18 protein-coding genes are annotated in these 19,038 nt (G+C 45.9%); 7 read left to right on the forward strand and 11 right to left on the reverse strand.

Going from position 1 to position 19,038, the window contains the following annotated elements:
- Window positions 1-25 precede the first annotated feature (25 nt).
- The 4 genes from ACT6R0_RS01155 to ACT6R0_RS01170 form a co-directional block, all read right to left on the reverse strand.
- Window positions 26-2,362, reverse strand: a complete 2,337-nt coding sequence (locus ACT6R0_RS01155) for a glycoside hydrolase family 2 TIM barrel-domain containing protein (RefSeq protein ID WP_444650536.1) — start codon at window positions 2,360-2,362, stop codon at window positions 26-28.
- 151 nt (window positions 2,363-2,513) lie between these two features.
- Window positions 2,514-3,701: a glycoside hydrolase family 53 protein gene (locus tag ACT6R0_RS01160; protein ID WP_444650538.1), complete on the reverse strand. Its 1,188-nt coding sequence runs from the start codon at window positions 3,699-3,701 to the stop codon at window positions 2,514-2,516.
- 67 nt (window positions 3,702-3,768) lie between these two features.
- The gene (locus ACT6R0_RS01165; protein ID WP_444650539.1) at window positions 3,769-4,860 is read right to left on the reverse strand and encodes a glycoside hydrolase family 53 protein; all 1,092 of its coding nucleotides are present in this window, start codon (window positions 4,858-4,860) and stop codon (window positions 3,769-3,771) included.
- Between the two features lie 10 nt (window positions 4,861-4,870).
- The gene (locus ACT6R0_RS01170) at window positions 4,871-5,911 is read right to left on the reverse strand and encodes an aldose epimerase family protein (RefSeq protein WP_444650541.1); all 1,041 of its coding nucleotides are present in this window, start codon (window positions 5,909-5,911) and stop codon (window positions 4,871-4,873) included.
- A 115-nt stretch (window positions 5,912-6,026) separates the two neighbouring features.
- On the opposite strand from ACT6R0_RS01170, the gene ACT6R0_RS01175 reads away from it, so the two are divergent.
- On the forward strand, window positions 6,027-7,025 hold the full coding sequence (locus ACT6R0_RS01175; RefSeq protein ID WP_444650543.1) for a GntR family transcriptional regulator: 999 nt from the start codon (window positions 6,027-6,029) through the stop codon (window positions 7,023-7,025).
- A 54-nt stretch (window positions 7,026-7,079) separates the two neighbouring features.
- Window positions 7,080-7,544 (forward strand): low affinity iron permease family protein, encoded by a 465-nt coding sequence (locus ACT6R0_RS01180; protein ID WP_444650545.1) that lies wholly within the window; start codon window positions 7,080-7,082, stop codon window positions 7,542-7,544.
- 57 nt (window positions 7,545-7,601) lie between these two features.
- Here ACT6R0_RS01180 and ACT6R0_RS01185 read toward each other — a convergent pair whose 3' ends face one another.
- A complete protein-coding gene (locus ACT6R0_RS01185; RefSeq protein WP_444650547.1) occupies window positions 7,602-7,916 on the reverse strand; it encodes an HPF/RaiA family ribosome-associated protein in 315 nt (104 codons plus the stop codon).
- Window positions 7,917-8,074: 158 nt separating this feature from the next.
- Between ACT6R0_RS01185 and ACT6R0_RS01190 the strand changes: the two genes are divergently transcribed.
- The 4 genes from ACT6R0_RS01190 (at window position 8,075) to ACT6R0_RS01205 (ending at window position 11,268) form a co-directional block, all read left to right on the forward strand.
- Window positions 8,075-8,665 carry a TetR/AcrR family transcriptional regulator gene (locus tag ACT6R0_RS01190; RefSeq protein ID WP_444650549.1) on the forward strand — a complete coding sequence of 197 codons (591 nt, stop codon included), beginning with the start codon at window positions 8,075-8,077 and terminating at the stop codon, window positions 8,663-8,665.
- Window positions 8,666-8,744: 79 nt separating this feature from the next.
- On the forward strand, window positions 8,745-9,182 hold the full coding sequence (locus tag ACT6R0_RS01195) for a PaaI family thioesterase (RefSeq protein WP_444650551.1): 438 nt from the start codon (window positions 8,745-8,747) through the stop codon (window positions 9,180-9,182).
- Between the two features lie 4 nt (window positions 9,183-9,186).
- Window positions 9,187-10,431 carry a beta-ketoacyl-ACP synthase II gene (gene fabF / locus ACT6R0_RS01200; protein WP_444650553.1) on the forward strand — a complete coding sequence of 415 codons (1,245 nt, stop codon included), beginning with the start codon at window positions 9,187-9,189 and terminating at the stop codon, window positions 10,429-10,431.
- Between the two features lie 108 nt (window positions 10,432-10,539).
- Window positions 10,540-11,268: a porin family protein gene (locus tag ACT6R0_RS01205; RefSeq protein ID WP_444650555.1), complete on the forward strand. Its 729-nt coding sequence runs from the start codon at window positions 10,540-10,542 to the stop codon at window positions 11,266-11,268.
- A gap of 102 nt (window positions 11,269-11,370) precedes the next feature.
- Here the strand turns inward: ACT6R0_RS01205 and ACT6R0_RS01210 are convergent, their stop codons facing one another.
- The 3 genes from ACT6R0_RS01210 to asnS all read right to left on the reverse strand — a co-directional run bounded on the left by ACT6R0_RS01210 (window position 11,371) and on the right by asnS (window position 15,093).
- Window positions 11,371-11,988: a hypothetical protein gene (locus tag ACT6R0_RS01210; protein WP_444650557.1), complete on the reverse strand. Its 618-nt coding sequence runs from the start codon at window positions 11,986-11,988 to the stop codon at window positions 11,371-11,373.
- 6 nt (window positions 11,989-11,994) lie between these two features.
- Entirely contained in the window at window positions 11,995-13,470 is a 1,476-nt protein-coding gene (gene rpoN, locus ACT6R0_RS01215; protein ID WP_444650558.1) for an RNA polymerase factor sigma-54, read from the reverse strand.
- A 189-nt stretch (window positions 13,471-13,659) separates the two neighbouring features.
- A complete protein-coding gene (gene asnS, locus ACT6R0_RS01220; protein WP_444650560.1) occupies window positions 13,660-15,093 on the reverse strand; it encodes an asparagine--tRNA ligase in 1,434 nt (477 codons plus the stop codon).
- Window positions 15,094-15,265: 172 nt separating this feature from the next.
- Between asnS and ACT6R0_RS01225 the strand changes: the two genes are divergently transcribed.
- Window positions 15,266-15,592: a DMT family transporter gene (locus tag ACT6R0_RS01225; protein WP_444650561.1), complete on the forward strand. Its 327-nt coding sequence runs from the start codon at window positions 15,266-15,268 to the stop codon at window positions 15,590-15,592.
- A gap of 45 nt (window positions 15,593-15,637) precedes the next feature.
- On the opposite strand, the gene ACT6R0_RS01230 is transcribed toward ACT6R0_RS01225, so the two are convergent.
- From ACT6R0_RS01230 to frr, 3 genes are all read right to left on the reverse strand, one after another.
- Window positions 15,638-18,115, reverse strand: coding sequence for a DUF5686 family protein (locus ACT6R0_RS01230; RefSeq protein ID WP_444650563.1), 2,478 nt, complete (start codon window positions 18,113-18,115; stop codon window positions 15,638-15,640).
- A gap of 61 nt (window positions 18,116-18,176) precedes the next feature.
- Window positions 18,177-18,374 (reverse strand): hypothetical protein, encoded by a 198-nt coding sequence (locus ACT6R0_RS01235; protein ID WP_444650565.1) that lies wholly within the window; start codon window positions 18,372-18,374, stop codon window positions 18,177-18,179.
- A gap of 86 nt (window positions 18,375-18,460) precedes the next feature.
- Window positions 18,461-19,024, reverse strand: coding sequence for a ribosome recycling factor (frr, locus tag ACT6R0_RS01240; protein WP_444652302.1), 564 nt, complete (start codon window positions 19,022-19,024; stop codon window positions 18,461-18,463).
- Window positions 19,025-19,038 lie beyond the last annotated feature (14 nt).

Below are 19,038 nucleotides of genomic sequence, written 5' to 3' on the forward strand. Positions count from 1 at the left end.
TATGTATCTATGTGGTTAAATTTTTTTACTTGATCTTATATGTTGTAGGAGTAAGTCCCGGTGTACTTGCCTTGATAAGCACTGCCCCTTCTGCCTTTTCTGTTCGTAAAACTATGGTGGCTATGCCCTCCTCGGCGGTCACTGTATTTCCACCTATGATCTCTGCATTTTCGGCAATGACTTCAAAGGTCACTGCAAGGTTGGAATCATGAACGAGTGTACCTTTATCATCCGTAATTTTAGCATATACAAACACTACATCCGGCTTGGATGCATTGATACTTTTTCCGGAATGGTCCAGCGACACTTGCAACCGGGCGGGCGCTCCAGGTGTCGAAACTTTATGCTCGCTTACCGGCTTTCCTTCAATGAATCCTTCCGCCCTCAGGGTGCCGGGCGTAAATTTGCCCAGACTGAAAACGAACGGCGGATGCTGTAACTGGTCGGTAAAGGTATTGCGGGTTGGTTTTTGCTTCGCTATCAAAACATCGTTCAGGTAAAGTGCCACCTCATCGCAATTGCTGTATACTGTAACATCGGTTGGCGATTTAGCATCCCAGTAGGTGGCAATGTGTACCATCGGACCGGAAACGAGTTCCGGTGCCAGCTTCTCTTTTGGCGAACGCTGGCTTTGGTAAAAATAATAAGCGAATTTCGGGATACGGAAAATATCGCTGATACCCGAACTTTCAATATCGGGGCTGTACCCGCGATTGTAGTCGAACATTAGCCAGTTGGCTTGGCCTATCGTGCTTTTATCCTTTCCTTTCAGGTTGGAGTTGAACGCTTCCATAAAGTTGAACGCCTGCTGCAGCAAACGTTTTTCGCCTGCACTGCGCAACTGGCGGCTGGTGCGTTCCTCTTCTTTAAGATTGGCAAACGCGGTTTGGTTCAAGCCGGCGTTTTGCGCATAGTATTCCCAGTCGCCATACTCGGCAATAAATATCTTACGATCGCCTTTGGTGTAGTTGTTCCAGTAATCGGGTGCTTTCCCGTGCTGCCTTGCGGGGATGAAAAGATCATAATTAGCGTTATCCATCCATCCCGCGGTGTAAATACCCTTGTGCGGAAGTTCGGCACGCAGTATTTCGTTGGCCTTTTTCATGTATTCCTCGCTCATTTCACTTTCGTTAAGCGATACTTCCCATGCAAAAACACTTGGATGATTGCGGTCACGGCGGGCCAGGTCGCGTATTTCCTGGTGCGAGTTCTTCACAAATTCCTCATTACCGAAAAACTGCCAGCCCGAAATGCAGTTCATGACCAATACGCCCAACTCATCGCAGGCATTCATGAAGGCTTCCGACTGCGGGTAGTGCGACAGGCGGACCATGTCGAAACCTGCATTTTTTATCCTTACGGCATCGCGGTATTGTGCCTCGTCAGATATGGCATAGCCCACATACGGGTATTCCTGGTGGCGGTTGGTACCGTTAATGAACATCTTTTTTCCATTCAGGAAAAAGCCCTTATCGGTTATTTCTATTTTACGGATGCCCGTTTTAGTGGTATAGCTGTCAACCAATTTTTTGCCTGAAAAGAGCTGTACCTCTAATGTGTACAGGTTAGGATCTGTGACCGACCACAAAAGAGGCTTGTCAATTTTAAGTTCAATAAGCCCGGTCCCGTAAGTACCCGGCTGCATTGTCGTTCCGGGGTTTGTAAACTCGTGCTTTTTACCGGCGGCATCTGTAAGGATGGCTTTGATAGAAAAGGTTTTAGCAATATCAAAGTCGTTTTGTACATTTATTGTCAACGTCCCTTCTGCACTTTCAGGGGTAATGTCATTAAATTTAATGAACAGGCCCCCGCCGCCAGCTATTTGCGCATTAACGGCATCGGTTATGTACAGTTTGTTGGTACGGATGAGGTAAGCATTACGATAGATGCCCCCGAAATAATTGAAGTCGAGCGTCTTTATCGTCTTCCCTGGTGGGATCATGGGGTTATCCTCATTGTTGACCTTTACTTCAACCACATTACTGCCCACTTTTGCGACAGAGGTAATGTCTACGGTAAATGGGGTGTAGCCGCCCTTATGGTGCGCCAGCTGCTGGCCGTTTACCACTATGATCGACTCGTGCATCACGCCTTCAAAGTACAGGAACAGCTTTTCGTCTGCCGAGGGACTGACATCAAATGTCTTCGTGTATACGCAGTCGCCCTGCCATTGGTTTATGGGTATGAGTTTTTCTATCCTTGGCGTGTGTGGCAGGTTTACGGATGTTGCTGTTGCAGGGTCGTTGTCGCGCATGAACTGCCAGTTGCTGCCGAAATCCTTTTTCGTCCTTGTAGCCGAAGCGGGCTTATGGCAGGCGATGAACTGTGCCGCGATGATGATCGCTAAAAGTGTTTTTTTCATTTTCCCTTGATGAGATTCAGACCTCACCCCCAACCCCCTCTCCCAAGGAGAGGGGGCAGCTACACTCAAGTGTACTTACTCCAAACCTTTTTTCATTTATGTAAATCGGCAAGAGTTCCCCTCTCCAAAGGAGAGGGGGAAGGGGTGAGTTTTATTTGTAATTATCCTGGTTATAAAAATCAAATCCTGGCAATGCCTCGTTGTTGTTCGCGGCATCAAAGAGCGTGGCGTTGTCCCAGTGCGAGCCGTCGCCCCACAGCGTTTTGCAGGAAGACGTTACCCATGCCGGTTCCCAATAGATGACACCGCTGCCGCCGCCTTTCAGGGTAAGTTTTACCAGGTCGATCATGTATTTTTTCTGGCCTTCCGGTGAGGCGGGATACCCTTCAATAAGTGCTTTTTTATCGAGGATGTTGTTGGCCTTATCCACGTTGTTCATGGTGTAAGGATAGGATGTTTCCACAATGATGACTTTCTTTTTGTAAGTGTTCTTCAGCGTGCTGATGGCTTCCGGCAGGCGGTCAAATTTGTACTCGGACCACAATGGGTAGTATGAAAGCCCAATGTAGTCATAATCGGTAATGCCATTTTCGGTCGCTGGCTTAAACCATTTAAGTGCATTCTCGGGCTGGGCAATGTGAAGCATCGACTCCACTTTCTTACCTGTTTTTGCCGACACATCGCGCACTGCCTTTAATCCCCTATTCAGCAGGTGGCTGTTGCGCTTCCAGTCGATAGTATCTTTTATGGTCCCTTTCGGCTGCAATATCTCGTTGTTGGTTTCGTTGCCCACCTGGACCATTTCGGGCAGCAGGTTTTCCTTTTCCAGTTTCATCAGTGTGTTGTAGGTGTAGTTGTACAGGCTGTCGCCCAGTACTTTTACATCGGTGATCGCAGCCCACGCTTTCGGGATGTCCTGCCTTCCCGGATCGGCCCAGGTGTCGGAGTAGTGGAAGTCAAGCAATACTTCCATGCCGTTGTCCTTCGCGCGCCTGATGCTCTTTTTCACATCGGCATAGTTGGAGTAAGGCGATGCTTCGGGCGCATTCCACAAGCGGATGCGTACCAGGTTGCAGCCTTTCTCCTCAAAAAGTTTGTAGGGGTCCACTTTCTTACCGCCGTTCTGGTAGTATGCGCCGCAGTCCTCTATTTCGTTAACATACGAAAGGTCGGCGCCAAGATAGATCTTTTCTTTTTCGCTGCCGCAGCCCATGGCAAGTGCCGAGATGGCGATGATGGAGAGATGTTTTAGGGTCATGCTCATTAGTTCTATATTAAAGGGTATGATCGTTTTTGTAAAACCACCCCGGCTTTCGGTAGCCGGGGGTAGTTTACTCACCAATTAAACCAAACTTATTTATTTTTCAAACCTTACCCATCTCTTTTGTAGAGGGCGGGGGTGAGGCCTATTTATTAAAAGCCTCCACTGCTGGCAGTGCTTTTCCATCAAAGTCCCATAGCGCCTGGTTCTCCCAGGTAGAGCCATTAGTAGCCTCCGGACCGCGGAAGGCGGTCCATTCCGCACCCCAGTAGCAGAAGCCGATCCCGGTGCCGCTGTTCTTTACTACACTGCGGATGGCATTGATAAAAGCCTTTTGACCTTCTGCAGATGCCGGGTAAGCTGGGATCAGCTGGTCGCTCTGGCCCACCACATTGTTGGTCCAGTCGTTCCAGCCGAGGGTAAACGGATAGGCCGTTTCGGCAATGAGCACTTTTTTGTTATGGGCAGTACCCAGTTGCTGCATCTTTATTTGCAGGCTGCCTGTGTTTTTGCCATGCCAGATAGGGTAGTAGGAAAGGCCTATGTAATCGTAATCCACAGCGGCGACCTTATTGAAGAACCAGTCGGCACTGTCAGCAATGCCAGCATAGTGTATCATGATCTTGGTATCAGGTGCATTTTGGCGTATGGTCGCACTGATGCCATTCACCAGTTGCAGGTAGCCGGCCTCATTGGTTGAAATGTTGCCAATAGGGTACATGAAACCGGTGTTGGTCTCGTTGCCTATCTGGAAAATATCGGGGTCAATTTCCGCCAAAATGTTAGCGGTATACAGCATGGCCTGGTCGGTCAATTGCTGTAGGTTAAGTCCTGTCCACTCTGCCGGGGTTTCCTGTGCGCCCGGGTCTGCCCAGGTATCAGAGTAGTGTACCGTAAGCCACACTTTCATTCCCGCTGCCTTAACCCTTTGGGCAAGTGCTTTCACCTCTGCCATGCCCGAATGCCCGTTGGCCGGGTTTTTCCAAAGGCGTATGCGGATGGTGTTCACGCCGGCAGCCTTCAGTGTTGCCAGTGCGTCCTCTGTTTGGCCGGCAGCATTTTTATAGGTATAGCCCGCTGCTTCGATCTCGGGAAGGAATGACATATCAACTCCGCGGACGAAGGCATCCTCTTCTATAATAGGCCCATCGTCGCTATTGCCCTTGCTATCATCGCTTCCGCAGGAGATGGTCAGTGAAAGCAGGCTTCCGAAAAGTAGTATCCAAAATTTCTTCATAACTGTATAATTATAGCTGTTCGAATTTAAAACTTGTTTTTTGGTGGTATTCTTCTCCCTTTTTCAGCAGGGTAGAGGGGAAGTGCGGGTGATTGGGCGCGTCAGGATAATGCTGTGCCTCAAAGCAAATACCGCTTAAGGTATTGTATTGTGTATCTTCCTTTCCTTTTATCTTTCCAAAGCAATTGCCTCCTACATATACGTGTACTGATGGCTGATTGGTGCGAACCGTCATTTTTAGACCGGTCTCTTCGCTTGTTAATGACGCTACCGGAACCGTATTATCATCAATTATAAAAGTAGTATCTATTTTTGTTGGGCAGTACTTTGGGGTAGTGAGATCGAAAGGGCAATTGTCTACTTTTAGTATGAGCCCGGTAGGAATTCCATTGGGCTTGGTCTCCAATATCTTGTGGGAGTTGATAAACAATTTTTGCTTTTCGATCGTTTGCGAATGCCCTGCTAAATTAAAATAGCTGTGCTGGGTCAAATTAAGTACAGTATCTTTGGTCGATGTTGCCCAATATTGCATTACAAGCTTATTGTCTTCAGATATGGTATAGGTTACGTGCAGGGTTATCTCTCCGGGAAATCCCTCCTCACCGTCGGCAGAGGTATAGCTTAGAGTAATGGCATTCGCCGAAACATTTTCTACCTGCCACACCTTTTGCCCAAAACCTTCAAAACCGCCGTGCAGTGTGTGCTCACCGTGGTTGGATGCTGCCTGGTATTTTTCTCCATCAATGGTGAATTTTCCTTTCTTTATCCGTCCTGAATACCTCCCTATGATGGCTCCGAAGTAGGGGGCGCTCGGCAGGCTGTAGGAGTCAATATAGCTTTGCAGGGAGTCAAATCCCAATACAACATCTACTTTGCCGCCTTGTGCAGGAATTTGCAGGGAAGTTATAGTGGCGCCGTATGTTATTACCGATGCTTCCATGCCGCGCATATTGGAAATGGTATGGCATAGAACCGCCTTGCCATCAGTCAGTATACCGAAAGTTTTAGCATCTAAGGTGTCAACAAAATGAGAAATCTGATTTTTTTCCATGATTTTATTATCATATCATTACCAAAAGTAGAAGTTAAAATGAAATGACCATACCAGTACCTACCAGTTTTTGTATATTAGCTACCAGTTTATAAAATGTGCAAATGCGTCAAGGATGAAAATAATATCCCTCGATACCCGCAGCAGCCTCCCTAAATACAAGCAGATCATCCTGTCTGTAGAAACTGCTATTGCCGAAAAACGGCTTAACCGTGGCGACAGGCTGCCTTCGGTAAACAAAATAGCTTTGGAATTCTCATTGTCGCGGGATACCGTACTCCAGGCGTATGACGAGTTGAAAAAACGTGGCATCATTTATTCCAGGCTTGGAAAAGGCTATTACATAAAGAGTGTGGAGTTCAGCTTTGAGCAACGCATTTTCCTGTTGTTCGATGAGTTCAATACTTTTAAGGAAGACCTCTACAATTCCTTTATGGAAACTATGGACAGCAATGCGCAGATCGATATTTTCTTCCATTACTTCAGCATTGAGGTGTTCAAAAAGCTCGTCAACGAAAATAATGGCGACTATTCCAAATACATCATCATGCCAACTACGCTTAAAGGCGCGGCATCTTTAATAAAAGCCTTGCCGAAAAACGATGTGTATATTCTTGACCAGGTCAACACCGACCTGCATGATTATCCGTCCATCCATCAAAATTTTGTGAAGGATATGTATAACGGATTACTTTCGGCGAAAGCCAGACTGGTAAAATACGAACGGCTGATCCTCATTTTCCCTGCTTTTAAGCAGCCCCCCGGTATGGCTGAAGGCTTTACCAATTTTTGTAAAGACCATGCCTTTGACTGTGAAGTGATCCCGGATCTCGAAGGGCGTACGATTATAAAAGGTGATGTGTTTGTAATACCGAACGACCGCCACCTTGTTAGTGTCATCGAGCAGGCCAATGGGCAGGGGCTGGAAATGGGCAGGGATATCGGAATCATTTCCTATAACGATACGCCGCTCAAAAAAGTGGTGGGCAACGGTATCACGACCATATCTACCGACTTCAGGGCAATGGGCCGCATATTGGCCGAAATGGTATTGCAGCAGCAAAAGGTCCGGGTGGAAAATGAAAGCAGGCTGATAATGAGAAGATCATTGTGATTTGTAGGCTAATACGCTTAAATTTGTACTATTATTTTACTAAATAACATTTATATGACAAAGAAGACCGATGTAAAGTCTACAGATATTTTTGAAACTTTTGCCGCAAAAGTGACCAAGGCCTCAGGAAGCACCTCCATGTTCGCCACGGCATTCCTGATCGTTGTGGTATGGGCGATATGCGGTCCGATATTCGATTATTCCGAAACGTGGCAGTTGGTGATCAACACTGGCACGACGATCATTACCTTCCTTATGGTATTCCTTATCCAGAAATCGCAAAATAAAGATTCACTTGCTATCCAGCTCAAACTGAATGAGCTTGTAGCGTGCAATGAATTTGCAAGTAACCGCCTCATCGACATTGAGGACATGACCGAGCAGGAAATGGAAGTTGTTAAAAAATATTACGCTAAGCTTGCCGATCTGAGCAAGCAGGCACAAAACCTGCACGAATCGCATTCGCTGGACGAAGCACAGGAAAACCATAAGGACAAGATAGAAGCGAAAAGTAAATAAAAAAAAGCCTTCAGAATTAATTATTCTGAAGGCTTCCCGGTTTAAGCATAATGTATGTTAATGCGTGCGCATCTTGTCAAAAGTATGCTCCAAAAGATGCTTCATTTTGGTTGCTGCACCTTTAACGGCCAGCTCAACAGAATCTGCATGGTTTGTAACTGCTAAGGGGTTAAGTCCATTTGCACGGGCCTCGATCGTACATCGCTTATCATCTGTCCCAAACTTATCGCCATTTTCATCGCCAATGTGAACTTCAAGGCTTGTTATCTTGTCCTCAAAGCGTTTCAGTGTATTGTGTAAAACTTCAGAAAAATAATTTTCATGTCTCTCTCCCGCATCGACATGGTTATCGGTGTTTATGTTGATCTGCATAGTGTTTGTGTTTAATTATAAACATAAAATTACACATTATATAAAGCTTTTCCTTGCCATTTAGCATAAGATTAGGATTTGTAGGCCTTAAAATAGTTTGGATTTTATTTTTTTAATAATACCGTTTGGTATAATTTTGTAAATGAAATTATATACGAATGACCAAAGCGGATAAAACAAGGCAGTTCATTATAGAGAAGACAGCGCCCATTTTCAACAGAAAGGGGTATGCCGGAACTTCCATTGCCGATATTACAGCGGCTACCGGCCTGACCAAGGGAAGTGTTTACGGAAATTTCCAAAATAAGGATGAAGTGGCACTGGCGGTTTTTGACTATAATTTCGGGGTAATGTCATCAATTGTTAAAAAGAATATGGCTGAACAGGCTAATGCCGCGGACAAGCTTAGGGTTTACCTCACACTTTATTCAGAATTTATTAAGATCCCCGCACTGGATGGAGGCTGCCCTGTGCTGAATACTTCGGTAGAGTCGGATGATACCCATGAAGGGTTAAAACAAAAAGCCGGTAACGCTATTGATGCCTGGTACAAAACGATCATATCAGTCGTAAAGGTTGGCCGGGAGAAAAAGGAGATCCGCCAGAAGTTTGATGAAAAGGAATTTGCGGGTGCGCTCATCGCGCTGATAGAAGGCGGAGTGATGCTTGCTAAAGTAACCGGGAAAATGGGTGGACTTAAAGCAGCCATGAAACAGGCCGGGAAAATGATCGATGAAATAGCAAAATGATCTTCTTAAACAGAAAAATACCGAAAGGTATTTATTTTTACACTATTAAATATACCATTTGGTATTTAAATTAAAAACCATGGATCCAAAAGCAAAAGAGTTTTTACAAAGTTTCGTAGGCAAAGAAGTGCAAAACTCACCCTCGCCCTTTATGAACTGGTTGCGACCGGTAATGAGGGCAGTAGAAGAGGGCAGCCTTACATTTGAATATGTGATACGTAAAGAAATGACCAACCCGTTCGGTACACTGCATGGCGGTGTTACGGCCGCTATGATTGATGATGCCATAGGCGCCACACTGATATCTTATGGCGAACCTTATTTTTATGTTTCGGTCAACCTGGCCGTTGATTATTTCTCGTCCGCGCGCGAAGGTGATATGGTAGTAGCTAAAACTGCCATATTAAAAAAAGGGAGTCAGATCACCAACGCGCAATGCGAGATCTGGAATAAAGAAATGACAAAGCTGGTGGCTAAAGGATATACCAACCTGCTGCGTACAGACATTAAAAAATAAATTTATGAAAAGAGTAGCAATTACAGGCCTGGGCGCCATAACACCATTGGGCAATTCTGTGCCGGAATTCTGGGCGAATATCCTTGCCGGGAAAAGTGGGGCAGGGCCCATTACTAAATTTGATGCGTCTAAATTCAAAACACGATTTGCCTGCGAGGTGAAGGATTTCGATATTGAGAAATACGTAGATAGGAAAGAAGCCCGCAAGTATGACCTCTTTACACAATACGCCATAGCCGCAACAGAAGAAGCCGTTAAAGATTCCGGGCTGGATCTTGAAACTATGACACAGGAGGAGCGCTTTGAGGTTGGCGTGATATGGGCATCGGGTAATGGCGGCATCAGTACCTTTGAAGAACAGATGACAGAATTTAATTCGGGTGATGGTACACCACGGTTCAATCCTTTCTTTATCCCGAAAATGATCGTAGACATTGCGGCGGGTGTGCTTTCCATACGGTATGGATTGCATGGTCCGAATTATGCCACGGTATCGGCCTGTGCTTCATCTAATACCGCGATCATTTCTGCATTCGATACCATTCGCCTGGGCAAGGCCAACGTAATGATCGCAGGCGGAAGCGAGGCTGCCATCACGCAGTCGTCGATCGGGGGGTTCAATGCTTCGCATGCTTTATCTAAAAATAATGATGACCCGCAGGGTGCCTCCAGGCCTTTTGATGCTCGTCGTGACGGATTTGTAGCAGGAGAAGGTGCAGGTGCGCTCATCCTGGAGGAGTGGGATCATGCTGTAGCCCGCGGCGCAGCTATTTATGCCGAGATAGTAGGGGGTGGCATGGCGGCTGATGCGTACCATTTAACAGGGACCCCTGCTGATGGGCTTGGCGCAGCTCTCGGAATGCGAAAAGCTTTGGCGGATGCCGGACTGCAGCCATCAGAAATTGGTTATATAAATGCGCACGCAACCTCCACACCACAGGGTGACCTGAGTGAATTGACCGCGATAGCTACCGTGTTCAGTGGTTTTAATGTCCCGGTAAGCGCTACCAAATCGATGACAGGGCATTTGCTTGGCGCGGCAGGTGCGATCGAGAGCATCATCAGCATTTTGACAATAAAGCACAATGTTATCCCGCCAACCATCAATACACAAAACTTAGACCCTGCAATACCTGCGGGGGTTTGTATAGTGCTGGGTAAGCCGCTTGAGCGTGAAGTGAATTATGTGCTTAATAATACATTCGGTTTTGGAGGGCACACTGCGAGTACGATCTTTAAGAAAGTATAATTCGTGTCCTTGTGGTGAAAAAACCGAACTATCTTCAAATTCCTGACAGAGTACAATTCATAGCAAACAAAACTTTTCGCATCTTTGTATCACTAAGATCAAAACCGTATGCGCTACATTTATGTCTTTTTGATGGGTTTGTGTTTCCTGCCGCTTTCGGCGCAGGTAAATGAATTGGAACGTGCCCGCGACACGGTAGAGATGGACAGCGTACCGGCTTTTAACGACCCTAAGTACAGGGAAGACCAGTTCTATGCCACGATCTCGTATAACCTGATGCAGGGCAAGCCGGTAGGGTACAGGCAGTACTCTTTTTCAACGAGCCTTTCTGCAGGCTTTCTAAGGGATATGCCCATTAATGAACGCAGGAACCATTCTATAGCGCTCGGCCTGGGATATTCTTACAGTAATATAAAGCATAACCTTGTGGTGACCGATCTTGGCGGAGGCAACAATAACTACGCCGTGGCGGATGAGGGAAGCTTTGATAAAAATAAGCTGGTGCTCCATTATCTCGAAGTGCCGTTAGAATTGCGTTGGCGTAATTCCAATTCTGTTGACCATAAGTTTTGGCGTGTATACGCGGGTGCCAAGGTAAGTATGCTCCTGTATGATAAAGCCCAATATGAACCCAATGGCGGTACAAAAACAAAGATACGCAACGACAGCAATATGAACCGTTTCGTATACAGTGCCTATCTTTCCGCCGGATGGAATACGTGGAATTTTTACGCGTGCTATGCCATAACTCCGTTATATAAAAATGCCTATATGGAAAGCGGCGAGGAGCTGAAAATGCAGTCACTTAATCTCGGGCTGATATTTTATATATTGTAAATGTTGATATGAGCCGATATAATGATCACATTAAGGCTGTCGTTCGAGCGCAATAGAGAAGCGTAAAGAAGAATATATCTCTCATTTGATATGTGCGCCTGACTATATCGATGGCAGCAGCCAGAAGTACCAAAGCCCAATCTGCGGCAATATACCCAACAGTGTTCCCAGCACAATTTCACTTAGCCCGTTAGTGCCTGATTGCAGTCTTGATGAGGCTACAAAGCCCGAGCACAACACCAGGAAAATTATAATGTATAAGAAAGTAATGTGGTAGTAGGCTGATATGCTGATGATAAACAATGTGAGCGATGCCATGGCGATCATGTGAAGGCTGGCCTTAAACCCAAAAAGCAGGAAGATGAGTGCCAGCATCGCGCTGAGCAGCATCCCCAAAAAATAATAATACAGCTCGGGTACCACAATCGTAGAAAAGCTGTTGCGTATCAGTATGAGCAACAATATGCAGTAGAAGGCAAGCGGCAGGCGTCGTTCCTTAGTATCGTTCATTATGCGGGTCTTTACCTTACCAAGCGATTTGAGCAGGTAAAATGACGACATGGGCAGCAGCAGCGTAAGTATCAATACCTGTAAAAACACAAGGTAGATCTCATGCTGGTAAAAGAAGTTCCTGGTGATGAAAAAATAGAAAAGCGTGGCATACGCCGGAATGAAAAGCGGATGGAATAAATAGGAGAAAATAGGCAACAGCTTTTTCATGCCGCTTTATATTTTCTTCCTCATCCTCGCCACCGGAATATCCAGCTGCTCGCGATATTTGGCAATGGTCCGGCGCGCTATCGGATAGCCCTTATCTTTCAGTATGTCGGCCAGTTTGTCATCGGGTAACGGCTTGCGCTTGTCTTCGTCCTCGATAACCGTTTTGAGGATCTTCTTTATCTCTATGGTCGATACGTCCTCGCCCTGGTCATTCTTCATCGCTTCCGAGAAGAAATCCTTGATCAGCTTGGTCCCGTAAGGCGTTTCCACATACTTACTGTTGGCCACGCGTGAAACGGTCGAAATGTCCAATCCTACCATGTCCGCAATGTCTTTCAGAATCATTGGTTTCAGTTTGCCTTCATCGCCATCAAGGAAAAATTCTTCCTGATAATGCATAATGGCGTTCATGGTCACGAACAGCGTTTCCTGCCTTTGGCGTATAGCATCGATGAACCATTTGGCTGAGTCCAGCTTTTGCTTAATGAATTGCACGGCATCCTTTTGTTGGGACGACTTATCCCTACTGTCTTTATACGTTTGCAGCATTTCCTGGTAATCTTTAGAAACGTGCAGTTCGGGAGCATTACGCCCGTTGAGGCTCAGTTCCAGTTCACCGTCCACTATCTTTATGGCAAAATCCGGCACCACGTGCTCCACGGTTCGCGAACTGTTATCGTAGGATCCGCCCGGCTTAGGGTTTAGGTGCTCGATCTCGTCTATGGCTTTGCGCAGCTGTTCCTGCGAAATGTCGTATTTCTGCAGCAGCTTGTCATAATGTTTTTTGGTAAAAGCATCAAATTGATGCTCGATTATATCCGTCGCAAGCTCTACAGAACTTGTAGGCGTTTTGCTTTTCAGCTGCAGCATAAGGCATTCCTGAAGATCGCGCGCGCCAACACCCGCAGGCTCCAGCTGGTGAATGATATGCAGTATGTGTTCTACAGTTTTTTCGTCGGTATAAATGCCTTGGGTAAAAGCCATGTCATCAACTATATCCGGTATGCTGCGGCGAATGTAGCCCATATCGTCAATGCTGCCCACGAGGAATTCGGCAATGTCACGCTCATTGTCGTTCAGGATAAAAGTATTCAGCTGGTCGATAAGGCTTTGGTGGAAGCTAACTGATGCGGCAAAGGGCATGGAACGCTCTTCGTCGTCATCGCTGTAATTGTTGGCCTGCAGCTTGTAATCGGGTGTCTCGTCGTTACTCAGGTATTCGTCTATGTTTATATCTTCAGCATCGATCCTTTCGCCTTCATGATCATCATAGTCATCATAATCTTCGTTGTTGTCGAACTCATCCTTTTCATATTCGTACTCATCCTCCTTACTGCTTTCTTCCAACGCCGGATTTTCTACCATTTCCTCCTTCAGGCGCTGTTCAAAGGCCTGCGTAGGTAGCTGGATCAGCTTCATGAGCTGTATCTGCTGCGGGGATAGTTTTTGCGATAGTCGTAACTGTAAGTTCTGCTTGAGCATAATAGGGCTGTAATTTATACAGGATAAAATTACAAAAAACAGGCATACTAATTGATGCGTTTTTGGATAAAATTATAAAACACTGGTTTTGCCACAAGCCGAAAAAGGTTCCCTCGGTCACGATACATAAAATTTGTTATATAAATAATTTTAATAAAAAAGCCTCCCGGTCAGGAAGGCTTCATGTTTTTAAAACTCCGCGTTCTGCGGTGTCCTTGGGAAAGGTATCACATCGCGAATGTTGGTCATGCCGGTCACGAACAGCACCAGTCGCTCAAAGCCAAGCCCGAAGCCGCTGTGTACAGCTGTCCCGAAACGGCGCGTATCCAGGTACCACCATAATTCTTTCTCGTCAATGCCAAGTTCGGCAATTTTTTGCTGCAATACATCTAAGCGTTCTTCCCTTTGCGAGCCGCCTACGATCTCACCAATGCCCGGGAACAAGATGTCCATGGCGCGTACAGTTTTATTGTCATCGTTCAGCCTCATGTAGAAAGCCTTGATCTTAGCAGGGTAATCGTAAAGGATCACCGGGCATTTAAAGTGCTTTTCAACAAGGAAGCGTTCGTGCTCACTTTGCAGGTCGGCACCCCATTCTTCTATAATATAGCTGAATTTCTTGTTCTTGTTCGGCTTACTGTTTTTCAGGATGTCGATAGCTTCGGTGTAGCTGACACGTTTGAAGTTATTGTCCAAAACGAACTGCAATTTATCCAAGAGTCCCATTTCGCTGCGCTCGGCCTGTGGCTTTTGCTTCTCTTCATCGGCAAGGCGCTGGTTCAGGAATGCAAGGTCGTCCTGGCAGCGGTCTAATGCATATTTCACAACATATTGGATAAAATCTTCTGCAAGGTCCATGTTAGCATCCAGGTCATTAAATGCTACTTCCGGCTCGATCATCCAGAATTCCGCAAGGTGGCGGCTTGTGTTCGAATTCTCAGCACGGAAAGTTGGTCCAAAGGTGTAGATCTGCCCAAGTGCCATGGCATACGTCTCGCCTTCAAGCTGGCCCGATACGGTAAGGTTGGTTTCTTTCCCGAAGAAATCCTGCTTGTAGTCTATTTTTCCTTCTTCATTTAGTGGCGCACCAGTTGGTGGCAATGCCGTTACGCGGAACATTTCGCCCGCACCCTCGGCATCACTGCCGGTGATGATTGGCGTGTTAACGTATACAAAACCTTTCTCCTGAAAGTATTGATGAATAGCGAATGACAACACCGAACGCACACGCATGATCGCACCAAATACATTGGTACGTACGCGAAGGTGGGCATTCTCGCGAAGGAATTCAAGAGAGTGCTTCTTAGGCTGCATTGGGAATTTTTCCGGGTCGCTATCACCAAGTATCTCAAAGCTTTTAGCTTGTACCTCATACTTTTGGCCGGCACCCTGGCTTGGTGCAAGGTTGCCTTTTATGGCAATGGCAGCACCGGTGGTAATCCTCTTTAGCTGGTCTGCAGGCGTATTTTCAAAGTCTATAACGCACTGTATGTTATTTATGGTCGAGCCGTCATTTAGGGCTACGAACTGGTTATTCCTGAAAGTCCTTACCCATCCTTTTACTAATACATCATCCAGCGGCTTAGCGCTGTCCAGCAAGTCTTTTACTTTTGTGTGCTTCATTTTAAAAAAATTAGTCTGTTTTTGGGATAGATGCGCCACAATGCGCAAATGCCTGCAAATGTAATGAAAAGAGGAAAAACGTAAAGATGTTTTGATATGAATTCCATGAATTTTCACAAATAATATGCTTCAATTTTTCTAATGGCGGTATCTTTGTAAAAAACGGATCACCATGAATTGGACATTACTCATTATCGCCGGATTGTTTGAAGTAGGTTTTGCTTCCTGCCTTGGAAAAGCCAAAGAGGCCACGGGCAACAACTACTATTGGTGGATGGGCGGATTCCTGTTTTGCCTGACCGTAAGCATGATATTGCTGTATAAGGCTACACAGACCCTGCCTATCGGTACGGCCTATGCGGTATGGACAGGCGTTGGCGCTGTAGGTACTGTGCTCGTGGGAATATTTGTCTTTAAGGAGCCCTCCGATTTCTGGAGGCTGTTCTTTATCACGACTTTAATTGCTTCGATAATAGGATTGAAGTTTGTCACGCATTAGTATTGGATGGCCTCACCCTATTATATTTGCCATCTTCTTCCATCCCTAAAACAAATTCAGCACATACGATACCTTTACCGAAATATTCCTGTCGAAATACGATAGGTGGTAAGGCCCGTAACGGTAGAATGCAGACAAGCCCAAGCCTTTGAAGATCTCATTGAATTCCAGGCCGCTTTCGTAATAACCTTTTTCCAGCGTATTGTATCGCAGTCCGATGTGTTCCTCTTTTTTCTCCATGTTGCCCCATGCAAAACGCGTTACCAGCATTGGCGAGAGTTTCAGGGAGCGGAAGATCGTGAATCGTGTAAGTCCATGCTTTAGCTGCACCATCATGTATTGGCTCGAAAAGAACTCATTAAAGTACATGGTCTCAAAACTGTTTTTGCCGGCAAGGGTAATGCGCTCGAGTACGCCATCTTTATCCAGGTTGTTGGGAGAGGTAGAGTAGAGGTGGGTAAGCGGGGTATTACCTACCGCGACACCGGTCTGTATGAGGGCAGAGGTCTTTTGCCCGTTCAGGTATTTTTGCTCAAATTCTGCCCTGAAGTCGAGCTTGCCAAAGGTCAGGTCGCTGTCCAGCAATCCTGATACCGACTGTGTGTACTGGAAGGCGAACTTCGGGAAGCGCTTTTCGGTCTCGAGCCTTCCGGTCGGGGTTTGCATAAAATCGCTGAAAGGGTTCCATTGCAGGGCCACAGATGCTGTTGTAAGGTGAAAGACCGTTAATGGATCGCCGTTAGGGGCATAGGTGTAATCGAACTTAGGGTCGATGCGGCTGCGTGTCACCTGCCACATGCTCTCGGTCTTTGGGATTATCTTTGTTTCGATGTAGCCCTGCCAGGTTTGGTGGTTGTAAAAAGTCGAAATGTTGATAGGGCGGGGATCATAGATCTTGAACACTCTTTTATCGGTTGCGAACGATGTGCTGCCGATCTCTTTCACATCATCCGTATAGGAGACCCCAATCCATGAGTTGGAAAAATTCCCCAACCGCAACGCACCGCCAAAACTGTATTTGAACTGCCCGTCTTTAGTACCATAAGCTCCGTAACCGTTAAGCCTGAATGTCTCAAGAAAGCGGTCATTGGTGACACCGCCAATGCCTACGCGGAAACCTTCATAGTTATTGTATTTCACAATCTGCCGCAGGTCGATGTCTACAGCACCGACCGGTAGGTAACCGTTGACTATTTTCCTGCCCAGGATGATGCGTTGTTCCCAGTTGTCCTTTGCTACGATACTGTCAAGGGCAATGTAGGTTTTATGGCTCCGCGCATCAAGGGTATCAGTGCGGAACTTATTCCAATATTCTTCAGGGCGATCGGTGGCCTCGTCGCGTATTTCTATGGCAACAGCCGTCCGCCTTATGGTAAGCGGTATATTGAATTCCTTGTCAAAATTGGACGATTCCGAAAGCAGGTACACATAGTCTGACGATTCCCTTTTGCGCTTATCATTGGTCATGGCATCAAACTTTATGGTCTCTCCCAATATTTTGATGTCTTCTTTGTTGTTGCCCTTTACGATTTGTAACGTCTTCTTGTCAGGGAACCACAATTGCTGGTCTTTTTCGTAGGTAAAATTATGGGTCGAGGTAATATCGAGCATGTTCTTTACCCGTAGTACTGCCTTGGCTACCCCATAATTATTTATGTCGATGTACAGTAACCCCTTCAGCCTTTTCTTGCTTTTACGCTTGGGTACGAAATAGATCATGTACGTACTCCGGTTATCTACCATTACGGTATCCAGTATCGAGTAGTTGTAGTATTGCAAAGCGTCATAGGCCAGCGGACCGGCATATTTGGTCTCGAAAAGGTCGATTTTATTGGAATACACAGAATAGGATTGCAGCTTTAGCCCAATGAACTCATACAGTGGCTTTTTAAAACCGGCCATGCGGGTGGCCAGTACATCTTCCTTCAGTCCCTGTTCTTTATTGAACTTGAATTCCGATACCTTTTCCGTTTGGTAGAGGTGTTGCTTATCGATTATCTTTTTGAATTTATAGCCCGATGAGTCGACTTTCTGGAAGCGTCGCCCGGCCCTTTCATAGGTGAACACTGAGTCGATCTTACCGCTTATTGAATCCGGGTTAGCTGTAACAATGAGCCTGTCGTAGGTTTTGTATCTAAAGCTCTGCAGTTTTTGCTGCGGGTCGTTCATCGGCTTCCGCCTGATGGCACGGCCAATGATCTCGTTAGCGGGATCAGACGAGTTAATAATGACCTCTTTAAGTTCTTCGGTATGAGGCTGTAATTTGATCGTGTAAAACCTTTTGCCGTTCTCTGTTGTAAGCTTCTGCGGGCTGTACCCGGTATAGCTTATAGTAATGGTCTTTCCCGGATCGTCGAGTACCAGCTTGCCATCTACATCGGTTATGAAATTTTTTTTGCCCGATCCGATGGTAGCGAAAGGTAACGGTGCATTGTTTTCGGCATCTTTTACTTTTATGGTAATGGCGGTTTGCGCTTGTAAGGAAAGCGTAAGGAATAAAAGCAAAAGGGTAAGGATTCTCATGGATGTGTCCTAAAGAAAAGAATCTTTAGATTTGGTGTATTTTTTAAAGAATTACCAGGTTTCAATATCTTACAACAACTCTTCTTCTGTCAGATAACGTCCTTCCTGTTTTCGCATCGTTCTGGTCACGAGTTAGAGATCCTCCTAAAACTGCGATTTCGGTTTCGTTTTTCATAGAAAGTGATTTTTCCAAAACAGACACGTCTTCCAGATGCATTATCCAGTCCGGCGATCCCGATTTTTTTACGGCTACAGCCATGATAATTTTGATCGAGATGTAAAGATAACGGATTTTCTGCAAATTTATGGTGCACAAAAAAGCCCCCGTTACAGTGGGGGCCTTCATTATACTTTCATGATCTCTGCTTCTTTTTGTACCAGTAGTTCATCTATCTTTTTTATGTAACTGTCGGTAAGCTTCTGCACATCTTCCTCGGCGCCTTTGCAAACATCTTCGCTCATGCCGTCTTTCTCCAGCTTCTTGATGTCAGTATTCGCATCCTTGCGGGCATTGCGCACACCAATCTTTGCATCTTCTGCTTCAACTTTTGCCTGTTTTACAAGGTCACGCCTTCTTTCCTCAGTAAGCGCCGGAACGTTTATGATGATGTTATCACCATTATTCATCGGGTTAAAGCCAAGGTTAGCTACCATGATGGCCTTCTCGATAGGCTGCAGCATGTTCTTTTCCCATGGGGTAATGGTTATCGTCCTTGCGTCAGGTGTATTTACGTTGGCTACCTGCGAAAGCGGGGTCGGGGCGCCATAGTAATCTACTTTCACACCGCCAAGCATGGCAGGGCTTGCCTTGCCGGCACGAATGTTCAGGAACTCCTTTTCAAGGTGCGACAAAGAACCGTCCATCGATTCTTTTGTGCTATCTAATATGAAATCAATTTCTTCCATGATAATTCTTATGATTT

Source organism: Flavobacterium sp. (assembly GCF_052437795.1).
In the GTDB taxonomy this organism is placed as follows: domain Bacteria; phylum Bacteroidota; class Bacteroidia; order Flavobacteriales; family Flavobacteriaceae; genus Flavobacterium.